The 20,531-nt window shown below is 63.2% G+C and carries 18 protein-coding genes; 15 read left to right on the forward strand and 3 right to left on the reverse strand.

Annotation, left to right across the window (positions count from 1 at the left end):
- Positions 1 to 48 precede the first annotated feature (48 nt).
- A complete protein-coding gene (locus tag N8I74_RS00235) occupies positions 49 to 645 on the reverse strand; it encodes a TetR/AcrR family transcriptional regulator (RefSeq protein ID WP_263124889.1) in 597 nt (198 codons plus the stop codon).
- A 365-nt stretch (positions 646 to 1,010) separates the two neighbouring features.
- Positions 1,011 to 2,624 carry an aryl-sulfate sulfotransferase gene (locus tag N8I74_RS00240; protein ID WP_263124890.1) on the reverse strand — a complete coding sequence of 538 codons (1,614 nt, stop codon included), beginning with the start codon at positions 2,622 to 2,624 and terminating at the stop codon, positions 1,011 to 1,013.
- Positions 2,625 to 2,835: 211 nt separating this feature from the next.
- Between N8I74_RS00240 and N8I74_RS00245 the strand changes: the two genes are divergently transcribed.
- Genes N8I74_RS00245 through N8I74_RS19400 form a run of 3 tightly spaced genes read left to right on the forward strand, consistent with a single transcriptional unit; the run spans position 2,836 to position 5,115 of the window.
- On the forward strand, positions 2,836 to 4,206 hold the full coding sequence (locus N8I74_RS00245) for an LLM class flavin-dependent oxidoreductase (RefSeq protein ID WP_263124891.1): 1,371 nt from the start codon (positions 2,836 to 2,838) through the stop codon (positions 4,204 to 4,206).
- A gap of 49 nt (positions 4,207 to 4,255) precedes the next feature.
- Positions 4,256 to 4,846: a malonic semialdehyde reductase gene (locus tag N8I74_RS00250; protein WP_263124892.1), complete on the forward strand. Its 591-nt coding sequence runs from the start codon at positions 4,256 to 4,258 to the stop codon at positions 4,844 to 4,846.
- Positions 4,843 to 5,115, forward strand: coding sequence for an aldo/keto reductase (locus tag N8I74_RS19400; protein ID WP_408611929.1), 273 nt, complete (start codon positions 4,843 to 4,845; stop codon positions 5,113 to 5,115). Before N8I74_RS00250 ends, N8I74_RS19400 begins: the two co-directional genes overlap by 4 nt.
- A 339-nt stretch (positions 5,116 to 5,454) precedes the next feature.
- On the opposite strand, the gene N8I74_RS00255 is transcribed toward N8I74_RS19400, so the two are convergent.
- Positions 5,455 to 5,742 carry a hypothetical protein gene (locus tag N8I74_RS00255; RefSeq protein ID WP_263124894.1) on the reverse strand — a complete coding sequence of 96 codons (288 nt, stop codon included), beginning with the start codon at positions 5,740 to 5,742 and terminating at the stop codon, positions 5,455 to 5,457.
- Positions 5,743 to 5,860: 118 nt separating this feature from the next.
- Between N8I74_RS00255 and N8I74_RS00260 the strand changes: the two genes are divergently transcribed.
- The 12 genes from N8I74_RS00260 (at position 5,861) to N8I74_RS00315 (ending at position 20,503) form a co-directional block, all read left to right on the forward strand.
- Positions 5,861 to 7,294 carry a glycosyl hydrolase family 18 protein gene (locus N8I74_RS00260; RefSeq protein ID WP_263124895.1) on the forward strand — a complete coding sequence of 478 codons (1,434 nt, stop codon included), beginning with the start codon at positions 5,861 to 5,863 and terminating at the stop codon, positions 7,292 to 7,294.
- A 290-nt stretch (positions 7,295 to 7,584) separates the two neighbouring features.
- A complete protein-coding gene (locus tag N8I74_RS00265; protein WP_263124896.1) occupies positions 7,585 to 9,024 on the forward strand; it encodes a glycosyl hydrolase family 18 protein in 1,440 nt (479 codons plus the stop codon).
- Between the two features lie 242 nt (positions 9,025 to 9,266).
- The gene (locus N8I74_RS00270; protein ID WP_263124897.1) at positions 9,267 to 10,874 is read left to right on the forward strand and encodes an alpha/beta hydrolase; all 1,608 of its coding nucleotides are present in this window, start codon (positions 9,267 to 9,269) and stop codon (positions 10,872 to 10,874) included.
- Between the two features lie 322 nt (positions 10,875 to 11,196).
- Complete coding sequence (locus N8I74_RS19405; RefSeq protein ID WP_408611930.1) at positions 11,197 to 11,508, forward strand: hypothetical protein; 312 nt, start codon at positions 11,197 to 11,199, stop codon at positions 11,506 to 11,508.
- Between the two features lie 209 nt (positions 11,509 to 11,717).
- Positions 11,718 to 12,800, forward strand: a complete 1,083-nt coding sequence (locus tag N8I74_RS00280; protein ID WP_263124899.1) for an ABC transporter substrate-binding protein — start codon at positions 11,718 to 11,720, stop codon at positions 12,798 to 12,800.
- 215 nt (positions 12,801 to 13,015) lie between these two features.
- Positions 13,016 to 14,887 carry an ABC transporter ATP-binding protein gene (locus N8I74_RS00285; RefSeq protein ID WP_308445867.1) on the forward strand — a complete coding sequence of 624 codons (1,872 nt, stop codon included), beginning with the start codon at positions 13,016 to 13,018 and terminating at the stop codon, positions 14,885 to 14,887.
- Between the two features lie 157 nt (positions 14,888 to 15,044).
- Positions 15,045 to 15,365: a low molecular weight protein tyrosine phosphatase family protein gene (locus N8I74_RS00290; RefSeq protein ID WP_263124900.1), complete on the forward strand. Its 321-nt coding sequence runs from the start codon at positions 15,045 to 15,047 to the stop codon at positions 15,363 to 15,365.
- 123 nt (positions 15,366 to 15,488) lie between these two features.
- A complete protein-coding gene (locus N8I74_RS00295) occupies positions 15,489 to 16,013 on the forward strand; it encodes a DUF4256 domain-containing protein (RefSeq protein WP_263124901.1) in 525 nt (174 codons plus the stop codon).
- Between the two features lie 317 nt (positions 16,014 to 16,330).
- Positions 16,331 to 17,671, forward strand: coding sequence for a Na+/H+ antiporter NhaA (gene nhaA, locus N8I74_RS00300; protein ID WP_263124902.1), 1,341 nt, complete (start codon positions 16,331 to 16,333; stop codon positions 17,669 to 17,671).
- A gap of 206 nt (positions 17,672 to 17,877) precedes the next feature.
- Positions 17,878 to 18,090: a transcription antiterminator/RNA stability regulator CspE gene (gene cspE / locus N8I74_RS00305; RefSeq protein ID WP_263124903.1), complete on the forward strand. Its 213-nt coding sequence runs from the start codon at positions 17,878 to 17,880 to the stop codon at positions 18,088 to 18,090.
- A gap of 93 nt (positions 18,091 to 18,183) precedes the next feature.
- A complete protein-coding gene (locus tag N8I74_RS00310) occupies positions 18,184 to 19,191 on the forward strand; it encodes a trypsin-like peptidase domain-containing protein (RefSeq protein ID WP_263124904.1) in 1,008 nt (335 codons plus the stop codon).
- Between the two features lie 691 nt (positions 19,192 to 19,882).
- Complete coding sequence (locus N8I74_RS00315) at positions 19,883 to 20,503, forward strand: GGDEF domain-containing protein (protein WP_263124905.1); 621 nt, start codon at positions 19,883 to 19,885, stop codon at positions 20,501 to 20,503.
- The last annotated feature ends 28 nt before the right edge of the window (positions 20,504 to 20,531 follow it).

Here is a 20,531-nt window from a genome sequence, read left to right on the forward strand (position 1 = left end):
CTTCGCATTGCGCCGCCATGCCGCCCGTGGCCGGCGGCGGCACCCGGTTCACGGCTTCAGATAGCCTCCCAGCAGCTCGGCCGCTGCCGCCGCTGTCGCCGCCTGGTCCAGCACCGGATTGAGGTGGAAATCCACCTGCAGGCCCGAGACCAGGGCCGACAACACATTGGCCAGCCCGGACAGATTGCTGATCTCGGCGCGGATCAACCCGCGCTGCTGCGCCTTCTCCAGCGCCCGCATCACCTCCAGCCGCAGCTGCGCATCACGCTCGGCCATCCGCTGCATCAGCCTTGGATTGCGTGCAAGCTCGGCCCAGGCATCGATGCTGATGTCGTCCTGCGTCCGCTGCAGCAGCACGCCGAGCAGCTCCAGGTCGAAACGCAGGAACGCCGCCAGCCCCTCGGCGCTGCCCAGGTAGTGGCGCACCAGGGCCAGATAGCAGTCGAACTCGCGCTCGACCAGCTCGTCGATGATCGACTCCTTGCTGCTGAAGTGGCGGTACATCGAGCCCGGGCTCAACGCCGCCTCCTTGCAAATCTCCTCCATGCGCGCGGCGTGGAAGCCGCGGGCGCGGAACACGCGCTTGGCGGCGGCAAGGATCTGTTCACGGCGGGCATCGGCCAGCGATTCGTTCTTGGTGCGCATTCCCAACCCTGGACGGAATATTCATTCGCAGAATAGAGCCCGGCAGCGGCGCCCGTCAACCCGCGCCGCGCCGGCCGGCCGCAACGGCCTGGGCACCCTTTGCGCCATACCGTTGCGTGTTGCCGGCCCCTTCAGGCACGCGCTTTCCACCCCGCTTCGCCTGACCCGACCATGGCTGTCTGGCTGCGCGGCTCGTGGGCAGCGTGGGCCGGGCCGGCGACGCACCGGCCCCAGGCTGCGTCGACCGTTCCCGTACGCCCTGTCCCCCATTCCACACCGCGCAGGGGGACACCAAAGCGGCCGGCTACCTGGCACACGTTGCCCAAACATCCGGCAGCGCCGCATGCCCGCAGGCAGCCTGACGGTCACCCGCCCCGGCGCCGCTCCGTTTCGAGCGCCACGCAGAATGCAGCATCCGGCTGGGCAAGGTCGACGCTGTCGACCACGGTCTCCTGCACCCGCCCCGGCGCGGCGGCGCCGGGCACGCGGAAGGTGGTAACGTCGATCGGCGCGATCGCGGTCTCATCGGGGTGTGGCAGCTGCGGTACCCAGTCGTACGGCACGCGGTAGGCGCGATAGACCAGGTTGAGCGCGGGCCGGCCGCTGTCACCGCCGCCACCCCAGTAGGGGCTGATGTATTCCCATACCAGCCGGTGCTCGCGCGTCACCTCGAACACGCGGCCGTTGGCGCCCTCGGTGATCAGCGTATTGCCGTTGGGCAGGCGCTGGGCGCTGCTGATGAAGGGGCTGTAGAAGCGCGCGGCGTCCAGCGGCACGGTGAACCCCGCCTCGGCCGGCGTGTATTGCCATACCACCTGCAGCGTCACCGGGTCGATCTCCAGCACGCGCGAATGATCGCGCCGCACATGCTGCAGCCCATGCGGTGCCGCGGGATGGGGCGCACCGTAGCCAGCCCAGCCACCGTTGTCGAACACCAGCAGGTTGCCCTCGCCCGGCAGGCCATGCGGGATCAGGTGGGCATGGTGCTGGCCGATGATCCAACCCAGTGCGCGTTCGGCGGCATTGCCGTCGTAGCGCGGCCCCAGGCGCCAGACGACACGGCCGCTCTGGCGGTCGGTGATGGCGATCAGATTGGCCTCGCGCGCATCCCAGATCAGGTTGTCCGGATGAAAGCGCGCATCGCCGGCGTCGTAATGGCGGTTGGGGCCGAGCCGCGACAACGCGTTGATATGCAGCCAGTCGCCCACCGGGCCGTCCGAGCGCTGGCGCAGGTTGGGGTTGCGGTGGATGGCGGCACGCGCCGCCTCGTCCAGGCCCAGTTCGTCATAGTGATCGCTGGCACGCCATTCCCACAACACCTTGCCGTCCCAGCCCACCTCGATGAATTTGTCGTCGAGCAGGGTGTATTCGGAGATCGCCGGCTGCACCACATCCTCGTGCACCAGCAGCAGCGTGCTGCCCCCCACCACGCTGGGTTCGGCCTGCGGTGCGTAGTAGCCCACCGGGTTGCCCTCGCGCTGGAAATCGTGGTGCTGCCGCGCATACCAGCGTGCCGGCTGGCCGGGGTCGGCGATGTGCTCCAGTTCGCTGAAGCGCCAGACGATGCGCCCGTCCCAGTCCACCTGCACCAGGTCCAGCTGGTCCTGGAAGCCATGCCGCGGATCACGCCGTCCGGTGCTGCCCAGCACCTGCCCGCCCGGCAACAGCTTGTTGGGAAAGCCCTGCAGGCCGCGCCACAGCTTGACCTCGCGCCCGTTCATATCGATCAGCAAGGCGCCAAGGTCAGCGGCCTGGAACAACGTGTAGCCGCTCCAGGCGGCCGTCGGGTCATAGCGCGTGGCGCCGGTGGGGTAAACGGTGGGATGGCCCATGCTGTGCTCCGGTGAGGTATCGACCGCAGCGGCCAGCAAGCCATATGCCATCCGCACGGCGACGGCCGGCGTGGCTGCGCCGCCGTACCCGGCGTGGCGGCACAGCTGCGGCAGGGTGCGGCGGCACTGCACGGTTTTGCGCAGCACACGCAGCAGCCTGCGCACTGCCCAGCAGCCGCCGGCCGGGAGCACGCTGCCGTCCGCCGCCGCACGGCCCTGTCATCCATCCCAAACCGTTGCGGATCAACGCGTTGCCCGACGCCATGGCGCGGGAGCGCGCGCTGGAACGGCCCTTGCTGAAGCGCCGGCTCCCGGCCGCCCAAGCAGCCGACCGCTTTCATGCTTCTGGAGCCCAACGATGAGCAAACGACAGATCAAACTCGGTGCCTTCCTCTCGCCCACCGGCCACCACGCCGCCGCCTGGCGCCATCCGGACACCAATCCGGCCGGCGCCACCGATTTCGAACACTTCAGGAAGCTGGCGCAGCTCGCCGAGGCCGCCAAGTTCGATGCCATCTTCACCGCCGACAGCGACGGCCTGTGGCGCGGCACCGGCGATCGCACGCTGCGCGCCAAGAGCGGCCACAGCGCCGGCAGCAGCTTCGAGCCGATCACGCTGTATTCGGCGCTGTCCGCCGTCACCAGGAACATCGGCTTCGTCGCCACCGCCTCCACCACCTACAACGAGCCGTGGCACATCGCGCGCAAGTTCGCCTCGCTCGACCTGCTCTCGGGCGGGCGCGCCGCGTGGAACGTGGTGACCTCGGGCAATGCCAACGCCGCCTACAACTTTGGCCTGGGCGGTCACCCGGAGCACGCCGACCGCTATCGCCGCGCCGAGGAATTCGTCGAGGTGGTGAAGGGGCTGTGGGACAGCTGGGAGGACGACGCGCATGTCTACGACAAGGCGAGCGGCATCTACACCGATCCGGACAAGCTGCACGAGCTCAACCACGTCGGTGAGTACTTCAACGTCAAGGGTCCGCTGTCGGTGCCGCGCTCGCCGCAGGGCCACCCGGTGATCGTGCAGGCCGGCGCCTCGGAGCCCGGCCGCGAGCTCGCCGCCAAGACCGCCGAGGCCATCTTCGCCGCCTGGCAGACGCTGGAGGACGCGCAGGCGTTCTATCGCGACGTGAAGAACCGCGCCGCCAACAAGTACGGCCGCAATCCGGACCACATCAAGATCCTGCCGGGCGTGTACCCGGTGATCGGCCGCACCGAGCAGGAAGCGCTGGACAAGAAGGAACAGCTGCGCCAGCTGATCGATCCGGAGATCGGCCTGTCGCTGCTGGCGAGCCTGGGTGGCTCGGACGCGTTGCGTGACTACGACCTGGACGGCCCGGTGCCGCAGGACCTGCCCGAGACCAACAACAACAAGAGCCGCCAGCGCCTGCTGCTGGATCTGGCCGCACGCGAGCAACTCACCATCCGCCAGCTTTACGAATGGGTGGCCGGCGCGCGCGGCCACCGCGTGATCCACGGCACGCCGGACAGCATCGCCGATCAGTTGGAGGAGTGGTTCGTCAGCGAGGCGGCCGACGGCTTCAACCTGCTGGCCCCGACCTACCCCGGCGGCCTGGTCGACTTCATCGACCTGGTGGTGCCCATCCTGCGGCATCGCGGCCTGTTCCGCACCGAGTACGAAGCCGCCACGCTGCGCGGCAACCTCGGCCTGGCGATTCCCGAAAACCGCCATACCGCCGCGCGCCACGCACGCAGATCGGCCTGACCCGCCACGGCCGGCCCCCGGGGCCGGCTGCGTCCATCCGAGACCGACCATGACCGCACCGCTTGCCCCGCCTGCGCTCGCGCAGCTGTTCCACGCCGCCCGCACCGTGCAGCGCTTCAGCCCCCGCCCGGTGGACGAGGCCACCCTGCATGAACTCTATGCGCTGGTACGCCAGGGGCCGACCGGCTTCAACGCCCAACCCGGACGCTATGCATTCGTGCGCAGCGCGCAGGCCAAGGCGCTGCTGGCGCCGGCACTGTCCAGCGGCAACCGCGACCGGACGCTGGCGGCGCCGCTGACCGCCATCGTGGCGTGGGATACCCGCTTTCACGAGCAGCTGCCGACGTTGTTTCCCGCATTCGACGCGCGTGGCTATTTCGACAGCCATCCGGACAGCCTGGCGCCGGCCGGCGTGACCAATGCCACGCTGCAGGCGGGCTACCTGATCCTGGCGGCCCGCGCGCTGGGGCTGGATGCCGCGCCCATGTCCGGCTTCCAGCCCGGGCTGGTCGACGCCGCGTTCTTCCCCGACGGGCGCTGGCGCGCACTGTTGTTGATCAACCTGGGCTATGGCGAGCGCGCTGCGCTGCCGCCGCGCCTGCCCCGACTGGCGTTCGACGACGCCGTCGCCGTGTTCTGACAGACAGGCGCTGCCATGTCCCTGCCCACCACCCGTTTCGGCCGTACCGGCCTGACCGTTTCCCGCCTGGCCCTGGGCGTTATGCCAACGAGCGCGGCCACACACTGCTGGAGCTGGCGTTCAGCTGGCTGACGGCCAAACCGTTTGTTGGCAGCATCATCGCCGGCGCGTCGACGCCGGAGCAGGTTACGGCCAATGCGCAGGCTGCGGACTGGCAACTGGCCGCCGCGGAGCTGGCGCAGATCGACGCCATCACTGCGCAACATTGACGCCGCGGGGAGCGCCGCATTCCTTCGGCTGGGCGCTGCGTTTTCATCGCAATCACCACCACCGGTCGCGATGGTTCCGGGCCTGCCACTGGGCAAGCGGCAGCGCCATCGTGCACTTGCTCCCTCCCGGCACCGATCACGTCTGCCAAGCGCCCGTGACCGCTCGTTTGCTGGCTCCTCGGCCGCTACTGCTCCAATACCAAGTGGTTGCTGGGTGGCCCGGGCAGACTCGGCGAGGTTTTATTTTTTGCGAAGAATCGAACAAATTTTTTGAAATATTTGGACATTCATTTCCAACAAATTACTTGCCTAGAATGGCTAAAGCCAAAAAATCCAGCGCTATGCAAGTAAATCTGAAAGCATGGATTTCATGCATAAGACAAAGATGATTTGCTTGCTGATCGCTACCCGGATTCCAACCCGAGTGGCGTGATCCGACTCTTGCCCTGCCGAATCGACCACGATGCACGTGTGGTCAGCGATTTCCAGCCCAACCAGAAGGTCGTACAGATCGCTGGATCGGGTAGCACCTTCAATAAACCAGGTCATCGATGCTTCTACGCGCTGTTGAAGCATGGGATTGGAATGCACCAGGTCCGCCACTGGTGCGCCGTCCAGCAGTTTCAAAAGCGCTGAGAAAAGGGGGTCTTGCCATCACCGACCTGGGTGGTCACTCCGGCACCAAGCGGTGGCTGGATTCAAATCTAATAAGCGCGTTACGCGCATTACGGATGGAAGAGACAACATGAGAAAAACCGTGATCGCGGCAGCCGTGCTGGTTGGCATGGGCAGCGTGCATGCTGATGACAGCTTCGACTACTTTGCCGGCAAGCCACAGCCGTTCAAGCAGACTTCGGGCAAGGTCGTCATGAGCTATTACTATGGCGATAAAACCGCTGATGAATTGCCGGGCAACAACTTGACGCATCTGGTATATGCTTTTTTGCGTTTGTGCGGCCCCGGTGAATACAGTGGCGACAAGGCGATCTGTGACAGCAACCGCAGCAGCAACGGTGCAGAAGGCAGCGATTTCCGCCTGGCAGTCAATGACAGCACACCCGATGTGGCTGCCTACGAACGAATCCGTGAAATCAAGGAGCGTTATCCGCACCTGAAGATCGCCTATGCCATCGGCGGCTGGGGAGGATCGAATTCGTTCTATTACCTGGCTGGCGATCCGGCCAGGCGAGCCGTGTTCATCAGCTCTCTGACTGACTACCTGCGCCAGCATCCGGATATCGATGGCTATGACATCGACTGGGAGCACCCCACCGACAACATGGGCCAGGATGGGGTGCAGTTGGGCAGTCCGGCTGATGCAGAGAACTACGTGGTTCTGATGCAGGAACTACGTGCCGCGCTCAGCGCCCTGGGCCAGGAGACCGGCCGTCGATATCTGCTGACCACCGCAGTGCCGACGGGGGGCATCAATTGGAGGAACCTGCCTTACGATCGGGTTGCGCCTTCAGTCGACTACATCCTGCTCATGACGTATGGCCTTTACGGCGGCTGGACGAATGATGTCGGTCATCACACTGCATTGCAGTGCGCCAGCTATAGCGAATTCTGTGTGGATGGCACTGTGCAGGAGTATTTGTCTCAAGTGCCCGCCAATAAGCTGGTGATTGGTACGGCCATGTTCTCGCAGGGTTGGCAAAACGTCAGTGGCCAGACTGATCATGCCAACCCGATGACAGGCACGGGCGACGCTTCAGGCCTGGGCTGGAGTGGCGCACAATCCTATTCCGAATTGTACGGAAGCCATATCGGCAATAAAGGTCTGGGCATCAATGGCTATACCGTACGCTACGATCCGGCACTTCAAGCTCATTATCTGTGGAACGACGCGAATAAAACCTTTATCGGCTATGACGATCCACGGGATGTCGAGAGGAAGGGCAAATATGTTGTCAGCAACAATCTGGCGGGTATTTTTTCCTGGCAATTGGGGCAGGACAATGGCGACATCCTGAATGCCATGAATCTGGGCGTGGGTAATCAGCGCGCTGGATTGCCACCGGAGTGCCCAAGCCAGCATTGGAATAAGAAGCAGGTCTATCAAGCTGGCAGCAGGGTGACCTTCAAAAACCAGATCATGCAGGCCAAATGGTGGAACGTGGGTGAGCGCCCGGCAAAGCAGGATTGGAATGCATGGCGCAACCTGGGCGATTGCCATTGACCCATCTGTTTAAGCGGTTTTATGCAATCGATTGAAATCGCACCGGCCTGCCTTGGTGAACCTCTGCTGTTCATCCGCTGTGCCACAGCCCAGGGGAGACGGTGTCTTTCGTTCGGTGGCAACGGATTGATTGCTTGCCCAAAGGTGGTTCAATCGATCGTTTTCGCCATTACGAAAGTGGTGAAGAGGCTGGCGATTGCAACATCGCCAACCTTACAGTGAATCCGGCACCTTAGAAGGCCGGATTCAAACAATAAGCGCCTCGGCGCATTCTGGATGGAAGAGACAACATGAGAAAAACCGTGATCGCGGCAGCCCTGCTGGTTGGCATGGGCAGCGTGCATGCTGATGACAGCTTCAACTACTTTGCCGGCAAGCCACAGCCGTTCAAGCAGACTTCAGGCAAGGTCGTCACCGCCTATTACTATGGCGAGGAAACCGCCGACCAGATCGCCGGCAACAACCTGACCCATCTGGTGTATTCCTTTTTGCGTGTGTGTGGCCCCGGTGAATTCTCTGGCGACAAGGCGGTGTGTGATGCCAACCGGGCCAAGTTGGGCGTGGCGGGCTCAGACCATCGTCTGGCCGTCAATGAGAACACACCCGATGTGGCCGCCCATGCCCGGATGGTCGACATCAAAAAAAGCTTTCCGCATCTGAAAATCACCGCCGCCATCGGTGGCTGGGGTGGGGGCAACGCGTTTTATTACTTTGCCAACGATGCGGCCAAACGGGCGATCTTTGTGCAGTCGGTGGTGGATTACCTGCGCAGCCATACCGCGTTGGACGGTATCGACATCGACTGGGAAAGCCCAACCGACAATATGTGGCAGGACGGCGTGCAGCTGGGCAGCCCGGAAGACCGGCAAGGGTATATCGATCTGATGCGCGAATTGCGAGCCGCATTCACCCGTCTCGGGCAGGAGAACGGCCGCACCTATCTGCTGACCACCGCACTGGGTGCCAATGCCGTCGGGGGCTACCTGAATCTGCCACTGGAGCAGGTGCACCCCTTTGTCGATTATGTCTATGTGATGAGTTACGACTATGCCGGCTCGTGGTCGAGTGATGTGGGCCACCATACCAATATCAAATGCGCCAGTTATGCGCCGTTCTGCCTGGAAAGGGCGATGCAAAGCTATATGAGCGTGATGCCGGCCGAGAAGATCGTGCTGGGCGTAGCGATGTATGCCCGTGGCTGGACCAATGTGGCCAATATGAGCGACCCGGCCAATCCGATGACTGGCAAGGGCGAGGTACAGGGCTTTGGTGGCCTCGGCATGGGCCCGGGCGAGTTTCTCTACAAGCAGTTGTATGGCAACCAGATCGGCAGCAAGGGCGAAGGGTTGAACGGCTATGAAGTGCGCTACGACGCCAATATCGGCTCGCATTACCTGTGGAATGAAAGCAGCAAGCGCTTTATCGGCTACGACGATCCGCGCGATGTGGAGCAAAAAGGCAAGCTCGCCGTCGCCAACAAGCTGGGCGGCGTGATGGCCTGGGCGCTGAGTCAGGACAATGGCGACATCCTGAATGCCATGAATCTGGGCGTGGGCAACAAGCTGCTGCCGCAGTGCCCAAGTCAGCAGTGGAACAAAAAGCAGGTCTATCACGCCGGCAACATCGTGACCTTCAACAAAGAGATCCTGCAAGCCCGATGGTGGAATGTGGGCGAGCGTCCCCAAAAGCAGGAATGGAATGTATGGCGCAATCTGGGCGGCTGCTACTGATCAATCTGCTTTAAGTGGTTTTGTGCAATCGATTGGCGTGCCAGTGGCGTGGGCCCGGTGAATGCCCCCTGTTGATTGGCCATGCGTGCCAACAGGCTGGCCAATCGATCGCTTTCGCGGTCACGAAAGTGGTGAGGAGGTTGACGATTGCAATGCCGCCAACCTTGCAGTGGATCCGGCGCCTCAGGGAGCCGGATTCAAACAATAAGCGCCCCGGCGCATTCTGGATGGAGACAACAACGATGAAAATGATCGCCCCTATATTCGGCGGTTTGCTGCTGGCTGCGTGTTTGCCGGCATTGGCGGCAGTGCCGCTGACGCCGGTCTTGAGCCACGACAACCAAGCTGCGGAGTGGAAACCGGACGTGGCCTATGTGGCTGGCAATGTCATTACTTATCAGGGACAGGAATATCGTGCCAAATGGTGGAGCCGGAACACCCCTCCACAGCCCAAGAACTGGTCATCGTGGAAGTTGTTGGGGGCGGCGCAGGATGGCGATTACACGCTGACCCTGCAATCGGGCCACGCCAGCCGCGTGGACTGGTACGAGAACGATGTGCTGATTGCCAGCCAGGATCTGAACCCCGCCGCGGCGCAAACCGTCCAGTTGCCGGTACGAGGCCGTAGCAAGGGCAGCTATGTGTACAAGGCGGTCTCGTTGAATGCACAGGGCAGCACCGCCAGCGCTCCGATGGTGCTCACAGTGCTGGACGCCGAGAATTACAAGATCGGCGTGCGGACGTTCAATTTCACCGATCCAAACCGGCTCGACCCGCTGGCCGATACGCCGCGCCTGCGCGAGCTGATGGTCAAGATCTGGTATCCGGCCAGCCAGAGCGCCAGCCAACCGGTACTGCACCACTGGTATCACAGTCCGAATGCCATTACCGGCTCACCGGGCGACGACTGGCTGAAGGATGTGCCAAGCCAAACCCGCCTCAACGCCGAAATAGCCGAAAAGGAAAAGCCGTTTCCCGTGCTGGTGTTCTCGCCTGGCTATGCATCGAACCTCGAATCCAGTCAGTTCCTATATGAAGACCTGGCCAGCAAGGGTTATATGGTGGTGGTCATCGGCCACACCCATCAGCATTCATTGGTCACGATGGCCAATGGTGAGGAGATCCGTATTGACTGGAACAAGCGCATCCATGATTTCGATGGCGGAATCACGCTGGATGAGCTCAATGCCCTGATGGCCCAGCTGAAAGATCAGCCACTGAGCACCGGTGTGAAGCAGCAGATCTATGATGCTTTTGCCAAATGCGAAGGTGACCATCGGCAGCTGAAGATTTGGCAGGATGACACCCGATTTGTACTGGCCGAGCTGGAAAAACTGAATGCCGACAACAGCGGTTTATTTGCAAACCGGCTGGATCTATCGCGGATCGGCCTGCTGGGTACATCGTACGGGGGCACGAAGTCACTGCAATACCTCAGCGAAATCGACAATCCATCCATTCGCGCTGCAGCCAATATCGATGGACAGGATTATTACCTGACGGCGGAGCATCAGTTCAACAAACCCATCCTGCTGATGGCCACCGAGAGCTGGGTGCATAAGGATTATGACGTGATCTATGACACGGCCAGCAGCGATGCCTATTACGTCTCGATCAAAGGCAGCCTTCATGGGGACATTACCGATAGCACGGTACTTGCCCGGAACTCAAAACCCTCGGACTTCCTGGGGCCGATCAATGGCGAAACCATGCGCACCATCACCAACCAATCGGTGCTGGCTTTCTTCAACCAATATGTCAAAACCCTGCCTCAGCCGGCGCGGCGCGCCAATGTGCTAACGTTTCTACAGGGCTACAGCGAAGCAGAAGTACGGGTCAAACTGCCCTGAGGAATGCCAGGCTTGAGCTGAGCCAAAACGGCAAAATGCAACGTGCAGCGGCGTGGCCATGACTGCAAGCCAGTCATGGCCACGCCGGATCGCGGTTGCCAGCAGTCTGGGCGTTGTTGCACCACACCCCGCAGCGCACCCCGGCCAGTGGACTGCGGCCATCACCCACCAACTGGCATCACCGCAACGCCGCCCCCACGGCACAGGCATCGCTGTTGGTCCGGCCCGCGCCAGCCATGCCATGGTTCGCGTGGGCCACCGGCCAGCCCGGGTGTCAGCCACCTTTTCCGATGCCGCTGTGCCGCTCTGCCTGTCGCTCACGATGCTGTCCGGCCGGGCACTGCGTCAGCGCCGTCGCACGATCGGGCGTCTGGTTGGATTGCTCGATCTTGATGGGCAGGTGCCGGGCTGCAGCACGCCCAGCCGCCGGCAGCAGACGCTGACGGTGCGCAGGCCGGCCGGGCGCCGTGCGGGAACGCCCGAGCAGGCGAACCGGCAGTTGCCGGCCCGGACCTCCTGTGCGGCCTGCAGCGCATCCAGTGCCGCCAGTCCGACTGCCCCACCGACACACCTTGTTGAAATGACAGCAATCTGCTGCTGGATTCGAATCAAATCCATGGCGGTGGTGGTGTGATTGGCGGCGTTGCCGCGTGGCATGCCGCTTGCTCGGACAATAGCCTTCGCCGCAGCGCCGCGGCCTGTTCCGTACCGCATACGCGGCTTGCACGCTGGGCGACAACCTTGGCCTCGCCCGGTACGCCAGTTGCCCTGCCATCACGCCGGCCGACGCTGTGCCTGCCTGAGCCGGAACCGGGGCGGCCGGGCCGCCCCATGGAGTAACCCATGTTGTTTCGCACCCTCGCCGCCGGCCTTGCCACGCTGCTGCTGTCCGCACCGCTGCTGGCCGATGCCCTGCCCAAGGTGATCCGCATCGGCGTTTCCACCGCCGGTGTCGGCAATCCGCCGCGCGTCTCCACCGGCTGGACCTCGGTAGCCCAGGTGAACCGCTACGTGGAAAACGAGTTCGCCAGGGATGGCGTCAAGGTCCAGTGGATCTTCTTCAAGGGCCAGGGCCCGGCGGTGAACGAGGCGATCTCCAACAACCAGCTGGACTTCACCACGCTGGGCGATCTGCCCGCCATCATCGGCCGTGCGGTCGGCCTTGACACCCGCGTGGTGCTGGCCGGCTCCACCCGCAGCGATGTCTACGTGGCCGCCACGCCGCAGTCGGGCATCACCGGCATCAAGGGGCTGCGCGGCAAACGCATCGCCTTCCACAAGGGCACCGCCACCCAGCTCGCGGCCAACCGCATCCTGGCGGCACACGGTTTGACCGAGCGCGACGTGAAGGTGGTGAACATGGAGCCGGCCACCTACAAGGCGGCCTTTCTCGCTGGGGATGTCGATGCCATCTTCAGCACGCTGGACCTGGTGCGGCTGGCCGATGCCGGCAAGGCACGCATCATCTACACCACCAGGCAACATCCGGCGGCCACCGCACAGGGCTTCGTGCTGGTGAACCAGAAGTTCGCCCAGGCCCATCCGCAGGCGACGCAACGGGTGGTGAACGCGCTGGTGCGCGCCGCCCACTGGGCCGGCGAGCCGGCGCACCGCGACGCAGTGTTCCGGCTGTGGGGTTCGGCCGGCGGCATCAGCGAGGCCATCTATCGCCGCGAGTATGCCAACATCCCGCTGGCGCACCGGCTGAGCCCGCGCATCGACGGGTTCGTGCTCGCCCGTACCAGCCAGAGCGTGGCCGACGCGTACAAGTACAAGCTGATCCGCAAACCGTTCGACGTGCGCGCCTGGGTCGATACCCGCTATCTGGACACCGCGCTCAAGACCCTGCAGTACACCGAGGCCTGGCCGCGCTTCGACGCGGCCGGCCGCCCAGTGGCGGCGGGCAGGCTGCAGCCGGCAAGCTGAGCATGTCGTTCATCAAGCGGCGCGCCTCGGCCGTCGCGTCGACAGCAAGCGGCTGCCGGTCAGCGCCTCGCCCCAGTGCGGTATGCTGCCGACGCGACGCGGCGGCGGCAGATCGGCATGCGGCTGGCCGCTGTGGTCACCCGCCGTTGCCGGGCGCCCCGGCGCCGGCCGTGCCGGCCACGTTACGCTGCATTCCCGTCCTTGATCCCAGCGCCATGCCCGACAGACTGTTCACCCGCTTCGAAAACCTGATCGACCCGTTCCGCCCCGTGCCGGATGAGATGCCACCGAGCGGGGTGGTGCGGTTCTATCTGCACCATATCGCGCAGGCGCGCGGTGCGTTCGCAGCGCTGCTGTTGGTGGGTCTGGCCGTGGCGCTGGTCGAGGTGGCGCTGTTCGGCTTCGTCGGCCGCATCGTCGATCTGGCGCAGCACACCGCGCCGGCCCGGCTGTTCGCGCAGCACGGCGCCGAGCTTGCCGCGATGGCAGCGGTGGCGCTGCTGCTGCGCCCGCTGTTGACGCTGGCGCACGACCTCCTGGTGCACCAGGCGATCAGCCCGGGGCTGACCTCGCTGGTGCGCTGGCAGAACCACCGCTATGTCTTGCGGCAGAGCCTGGCGTTCTTCACCGGCGATTTCGCCGGCCGCATCGCCAACCGCATCATGCAGACCGGCCAGGCACTGCGCGAATCGGCGGTACAGAGCGTGGATGCACTGTGGTTCGTCATCATCTACGCCGGCAGCGCGCTGGCGATGTTCGCCCATGCCGACTGGCGGCTGGCACTGCCGCTCGCGGCATGGATCGCCGCCTACGTGGGCATCCTCATCCACTTCATCCCGCGGGTGAAGCGGCGCGCCATGGTCGCCTCCGAGGCACGCTCCAGGCTGATGGGCCGTATCGTCGACAGTTACAGCAACATCGGCACGCTCAAGCTGTTTGCCCATGGCGCGCTGGAGGAGCACTACGCCGCCGACGCGGTACGCGAACAGACCGGGAAGACCCAGGCCACGGCGCGGCTGGTCACGCTGATGAATCTGTCCGTCACCTCGATCAACGGCATGCTGATCACCGCCACCTGCGGCTTGGCGCTGTGGCTGTGGCAGGACGCGCTGATCACGCTGGGCGCGGTGACGGTGGCGGTGGGGCTGGTGATCCGCATCAACAACATGTCCGGCTGGATCATGTGGGTGATCAACGGCATCTTCGAGAACCTCGGCACGGTGGAGGACGGGCTCGACACCATCGCCCGCCCGCGTGCGGTGCGCGATGCAGCCGATGCTGCTGCACTGCAGGTGACGGCGGGCGCCGTGCGCTTCGAGCGCATCGTGTTCCATTACGGCAAGGGCGGCGGCGTGATCGAGGAGCTGGACCTTGCGGTGCAGCCGGGCGAGCGCATCGGTCTCGTCGGCCCGTCCGGCGCCGGCAAATCCACGCTGGTGAACCTGTTGCTGCGGCTCTACGACCTGGAGGGCGGCCACATCCGGATCGACGGCCAGGACATCGCCCAGGTGAACCAGGACAGCCTGCGTCGGCAGATCGGCATGGTCACCCAGGATACCGCGCTGCTGCACCGCTCGATCCGGGACAACCTGCTTTACGGCAAGCCCCACGCCAGCGAGGCCGAGCTGCTGCGCGCCATCACCGACGCACGCGCCGCCGAATTCATTTCCCAGCTCGTCGACAGCCAGGGCCGCAGCGGACTCGATGCCTTCGTCGGCGAGCGCGGCGTCAAGCTCTCCGGCGGGCAACGCCAGCGCATCGCCATCGCCCGCGTGCTGCTGAAGAATGCCCCGATCCTGATCCTGGACGAAGCCACCTCCGCGCTCGATTCGGAAGCCGAGAAGGCCATCCAGGACAGCCTGGAGACGCTGATGCAGGGTAAGACCGTGATCGCCATCGCCCACCGGCTTTCGACCATTGCGCGGATGGACCGGCTGGTGGTGCTGGACCGCGGCCGCATCGTCGAGACCGGCCACCATGCCGAACTGATCGCCCGCGACGGCCTGTATGCGCGGCTGTGGCGGCATCAGACCGGTGGATGGATGGGGGCGGATGCCGTGCCAGCCGGGTTGGTGACGGCACCATGAGCATCGGGGCACCGGCCAGGGCGCGCCGCGGTGCAAACCGTCGCCGGATGCGCATCCTGCATCGGCCGCCCGCCACGGCCGCGGTCCGCCCATGCAAGCTGGGCACGCTCACCGCCGGCCGGGCAATCCGGCCCATCCAACCCTTGTCAGGTGCTGCATGATCCGGGCCTTGTTCATCTGCTCGCAGAACAGGCTGCGCAGCCCGACCGCGGAACACCTGTTTGCGACCTACCCCGGCATCGAGACCGACTCCGCCGGCCTTGGCGGCGATGCCGACGTCCCGCTCTCGGTGGAGCAGATCCAGTGGGCCTCGGTCATCTTCGTGATGGAGCAGGTACATAAGACCCGGCTCACGCAACGCTTCAGGCGGTTCCTGAACGGCAAGAAGGTGATCTGCCTCGGGATCCCGGACGAATTCGAGTACATGCAGGACGAACTGGTGGCGCTGCTCAAGAAAAAAGTCGAACCCTTGCTGTGAAGCGGCCCGGCCTGCTCCCCGGCAGCCGGGCGCCCCGCCCCGGCACGCCGGACAGCGAGGGCGGGGCGGGCAGCGATCCTTCACACCATGGAGAAACAGGACATGGACGCAGCACAACGCGAAGTGCTGTTCGGCACCTTGAAAACGCGTTTCGAGCGGCATCCGCAGCGGCATCCCGGCATGCAGTGGGCCCACGTGCAGGCAAGGCTGGAAGCGGATGCCGACAAGCTTTGGTCACTCCATGAAATGGAACGGACAGGCGGCGAACCGGATGTGATCGGCCATGAGGAAAAGACAGGCGAGTACTGCTTTGTCGACTGCTCGACCGAAAGCCCCACCGGTCACAGAAGCATTTGCTACGACTGGGCTGCGATGGAGGCAGGGAAGGAAAACAAACCCGAAAGCAACGTCGTGGAGATGGCGGTCGCCATGGGCATCGAGATCCTGACCGAAGCGCCATACCGGGAACTGCAGCAACTGGGGGATTTCGACACCAAGACATCCAGCTGGGTGCAGACCCCGGTGGATATCCGAAAGCCCGACGGTGCGCTCTTTTGCGACCGCCGCTACGGCCGCGTCTTCGTGTATCACAACGGCGTGCAATCGTACTATGCCGCCAGCGGGTTCCGCGGCGCGCTGCGGGTCTAGTGCAGCAAGCACGGTTGAACCCCTTTTCGATTCCGGCCTGCATGGCAAGAACACTACCGTGCCACGCCGCACCTGACACCGCAGCACGGCTGCCAAGCGATGGCAGCCCTGGTCACCGGCACGATCGGCGTAACGGCGCGTCGCCCCCTCCTTGCATCGGAGAAAGCGCATTGCAGATCCGAGCGCCAACTACACTGAGCTGAAGTGCGGCCTGGATCGGGTGGCATATCGGCCTCCTGCCCCGGAGCAATCGCCCCCCCATGAGTGAAGGGCTTGAGGCAACCGGACAACATGCGACCTGATGCCAAGCCAAGCCCATGATCGAGCCTTCACGCGAATCAACCACCCCCACCCAGCTGCCCCGGGAACTCATAGACCGGGTGACGCCACCATTCATCAGATTCCTGCATATCGAGGCCGCCGGCGGAGCTGCCTTGCTGCTGTTCACCATGGTGGCGCTCCTGTTGTCCAACTCACCCTGGGCCGATGCGTTCCTCGGCATCTGGACGACGCGGCTCGAACTCCGGATCGGTGACTTTGAGTTCGGCCGTTCGCTCAAGGCCTGGATCAACGACGGGTTGATGACCCTGTTCTTTTTCGTGGTCGCCCTGGAACTCAAACGCGAGGCCGTGCTGGGCGAGATGCGCAACCCGCGCATGGCGGCCTTGTCCGTGGCAGGGGCCGTGGGGGGCATGATTGCGCCCGCAGCGATCTACCTGGCGATTCAGTGGGGGCAGCCCGGCCTGGACGGCTGGGGCATCGTGATGGCCACGGACACGGCATTCGTCATTGCCTGCCTGGCCTTGCTCGGCACCCGCATCCCGCATAGCCTGCGCGTCTTCATGCTGTTCCTGGCCATCGTCGATGACATCGGCGCCATCCTGGTGGTGGCCATCGGGTACAGCAGCCAGTTGGAATGGCACCTGCTCGCCTGGGCCGCCGTGTTCATCGCTGTACTTCGCACGCTGGCGCGCATTGGGGTGCGCGGATTCCCGATCTATTTCTTTGTGGGCAGCGCCACCTGGCTGGCAATCGATGCCTCCGGCCTTCATGCCACCGTCACGGGCGTGATCCTCGGCTTGATGACGCCGGCTCGGCGTTGGGTGAGCGACAGCCGGCTCTATGCCATCCTGGACCAGGTCGTCGCGCACCCTTCGGATAGCCAGGGAAGTGGCAACACCCGTGACCGGAAGACGCTGCAGGTTGCCCAGATCGCAGTGCGCGAATCGCTATCGCCGGTCGAACGACTCGAAATGGTCCTTCACCCCTGGGTCAGTTTCTGCATCATGCCGATCTTCGCGCTCGCCAACGCAGGTCTGGTGCTGTCCTGGGACAGCACTGTCCAGCCTGTCGCGGTAGCTGTGTTCTTCGGTTTCGCCGTGGGCAAACCTGTGGGCATTCTGCTGTTCAGTTGGCTGGCGCTGCGTTTCGGGATCGCCACCCGTGCTCCTGAACTTCGCTGGCCGGCCATGGTGGGCGGCAGCTTCCTTGCCGGTATCGGCTTCACCATGGCCTTGTTCATCGCCAACCTCGCCTTGACCGGCATCTTGGTGGACAGTGCGAAGATCGGGATCTTCGCGGCGTCCCTGTGCTCAGCGGCAGCGGGCCTGGCGTTGCTGAGATGGCTGCCGCGGCAGCCAGCGCTTGACAGCGCCTAGAAAATATATTTATGGGAAACCCGCACGCCGGCCATAACAGGTGTACGATGGTCTCGTTGATATGTGCAAGACCATCACTTTAGCGGTCTTTCTGCTCCTCTCCGGCGTCCTGTCGGCGGTTGTGTCGAATCCCCCCTTGATGATTCTCTTGGCGTCTCTTCGCCAGATGCATTGTTGCGTCTTGGCAATTCCTGAAGGAAATCAAAATGACGACACAAACCGGAACCGTGAAGTGGTTCAACGATGGCAAAGGCTTTGGCTTTATTTCCCCGGACGATGGCAGCAGGGATTTATTTGCCCACTTCAGCGCAATCCAGGAAGGCGGCTTCAAGACGCTGACCGAGAATCAGCGCGTGCAATTTGAAGTGATGCAGGGTGCCAAAGGGCCCCTTGCTTCCAATATCCGTGCGGTGAGCTAATTCCATACCGGGCCTGGCGCCCGGTATCCATGCCCCGGCACTCACCGAAAGCGCGGCTTGCCCGCGCTTTTTATTTTGGAAGGGTTCAGCGCAATGAAAAACCTGCAGGACGCCACCGAACGCATCTGTGAGCTCAAAGGGAGCCTGGTCGCGATGGACGCCTTGCTGCCGGCATTGCTGAAAACGCTGCCGCCGGCCATCCATGAAGCCATGCTGCATTCATTCGAAATGCATGCCGAAGTTGCACGCACGATCATGCTGAACAGCACGATTTCCGACCACGCCTTGAAAGCCTTTGAACGTGATGTGGCCAGGATTGGCGTCGTGCTTGCCGGCATAGGTTCGCAGGTCGCGGACCGGGCCAAGACCGCCGAGGCGGTGCTGTTGACCAACACCCGCATCAGCACGTACCTGGAATCACAACGCCTGACGTGCGCCAGCGGCTTCTTCTTCCGCCGCGAGGAGCGCCTGTACCTCATCACCAGCCGGCATGTCCTTCTCGATGAGACGAGCGGCCATGTTCCAGACCGGATCGAGATCGAAGTGCATACCGATGCGTGCGATCTGACGCAGCACGCAATCTGCCCGATACCGCTTTATGACGAAGGCGTGGCACTGTGGCGCCAGGCGAGCGACGAGGCCGGCGTTGTGGATATCGCGGTGATTGACATCAACGCAGGGCGCTTGCCCGGCAATGCGCTATTTCATGCATTCGACCAAACACATCTCGACCCTCAGGGGGAGGACCTGGAAATCGGCGACCCATTGATGATCGTGGGCTTCCCGCCTGGTTTCCACGACACGGCGCACCACCTAGCCATCGCGCGCAGCGCTTCGCTCGCGTCAGCCCACGGCGTCCGCTTCCAGCAGCAGGGCTATTTCCTGACCGACACCAGAACACATTGCGGCAGCAGCGGAGCCGCAGTTTTGCGCCGCAGGGTCATGGAACGCCGCGACGACGCGTCCCTGCCATGGCAATTGCTGGGGGTGTACTCCCCCCGCCTGGGCGCCCCCACCACCGGCCTGCAGGACGGTACGCTCCTTGGCCTTGGCGGCGCCTGGTACGCGGATGTTCTGCTGGGGCTGACCAGCGCGGCATAGCCCGATATCCGGGCAGTCCGTCGGGCGCCGTACCCACTCGATGTCGCTGGCCGCACCCGCCCAACCGATTGGAACGGCATTCAGGCAGGCAATGCCACGACAGACAACGAAAGAAATGGAAAGAACAGGCCAATGGCAATCAATCAGCACATGGCGAATTACGCACATTAAACTGCCGATACCTCCGGGTCCGGCATTGGATGCCCGGTACAAGCAGAAAACGACTTACAGGCACCATTCTTCTTTCTTTGGCCATCGTGGGATTTCTGACAGAAATGCCAAAAGCATCATGCAATGGCATCGACACCGCCGGTCATGATTTTCATTGGATACGCGACCTGAATACAAGAACCCCTGTATGGTAGGTGATGCATGGCGGAATGGTGCGGTGCCCCCTATAAACCTTCACTTCAAAGGTGACAATGAAAGAAATGAGTCTAAGCAGTTCAGCAACGATTATTTACCTACCGGTCAAATCCGGCGATTCCAGGCAAAAGAATCGCGTCGAAATGATATTACAGCCTGATTCGGCGCCGATCAAATTGCCTATTGCGGCAATTCCCTATGATTGGTCACGCCACCCGCTATGAGTTGCTGGCAAGCCCAGAGAAACAGAATCGATCCGACCGCCTTGATCGTGATGGGGCATGTAGCCGGACCGCGGCAAATAACCTGAACATCGAGGCGTACCATGGAAACCCTTCAGCAAGAAAACTCCCGATTGCGTCATGATCTGGCGAAAATGGCGGTGCTACTGCAGACAGCCCAGCACGATGCCAACCACGACCCGCTCACCGGATTGGCGAACCGCTTGCTGATGCTTGACCGGCTTGCCAACGCACTGGCACTTGCCGCGCGGCAGGAACGGCAGGTGGGCGTGCTGATGATCGATCTGGATGGCTTCAAGCTGGTGAACGATGACCTGGGACATGATATCGGCGATCAGGTACTCAAGTTGGTCGCCGATCGGCTCAATTATTGCGTACGGGCCAGCGATACGGTTGCCCGCATCGGCGGCGATGAATTTGCGGTGATCCTGCCGGATATCGGCGGCGCCGCGGTGCTGATTGTGATGGACCATATCAATCGTGCACTGGCGCAACCCTATCTGCTGGAGACCTCCGAAATCCATCTGAGCGCAAGCATCGGCAAATCAATGGCCCAGGGCGATCAAAACATGTTGCCGCAGGAATTGCTGGCGGATGCGGATCAGGATATGTATCGGATCAAGCGGCAGCAACGCCATAGCCTGAATATATCCACCATGTGGAACGATATTGCTGCGATCGGGTTGTATGCTCCGCGGACCTAGCCGTCGGACCGGCAGACCGGATGCGGAG

This window comes from Chitiniphilus purpureus, from assembly GCF_025642115.1.
GTDB lineage: Bacteria > Pseudomonadota > Gammaproteobacteria > Burkholderiales > Chitinibacteraceae > Chitiniphilus > Chitiniphilus purpureus.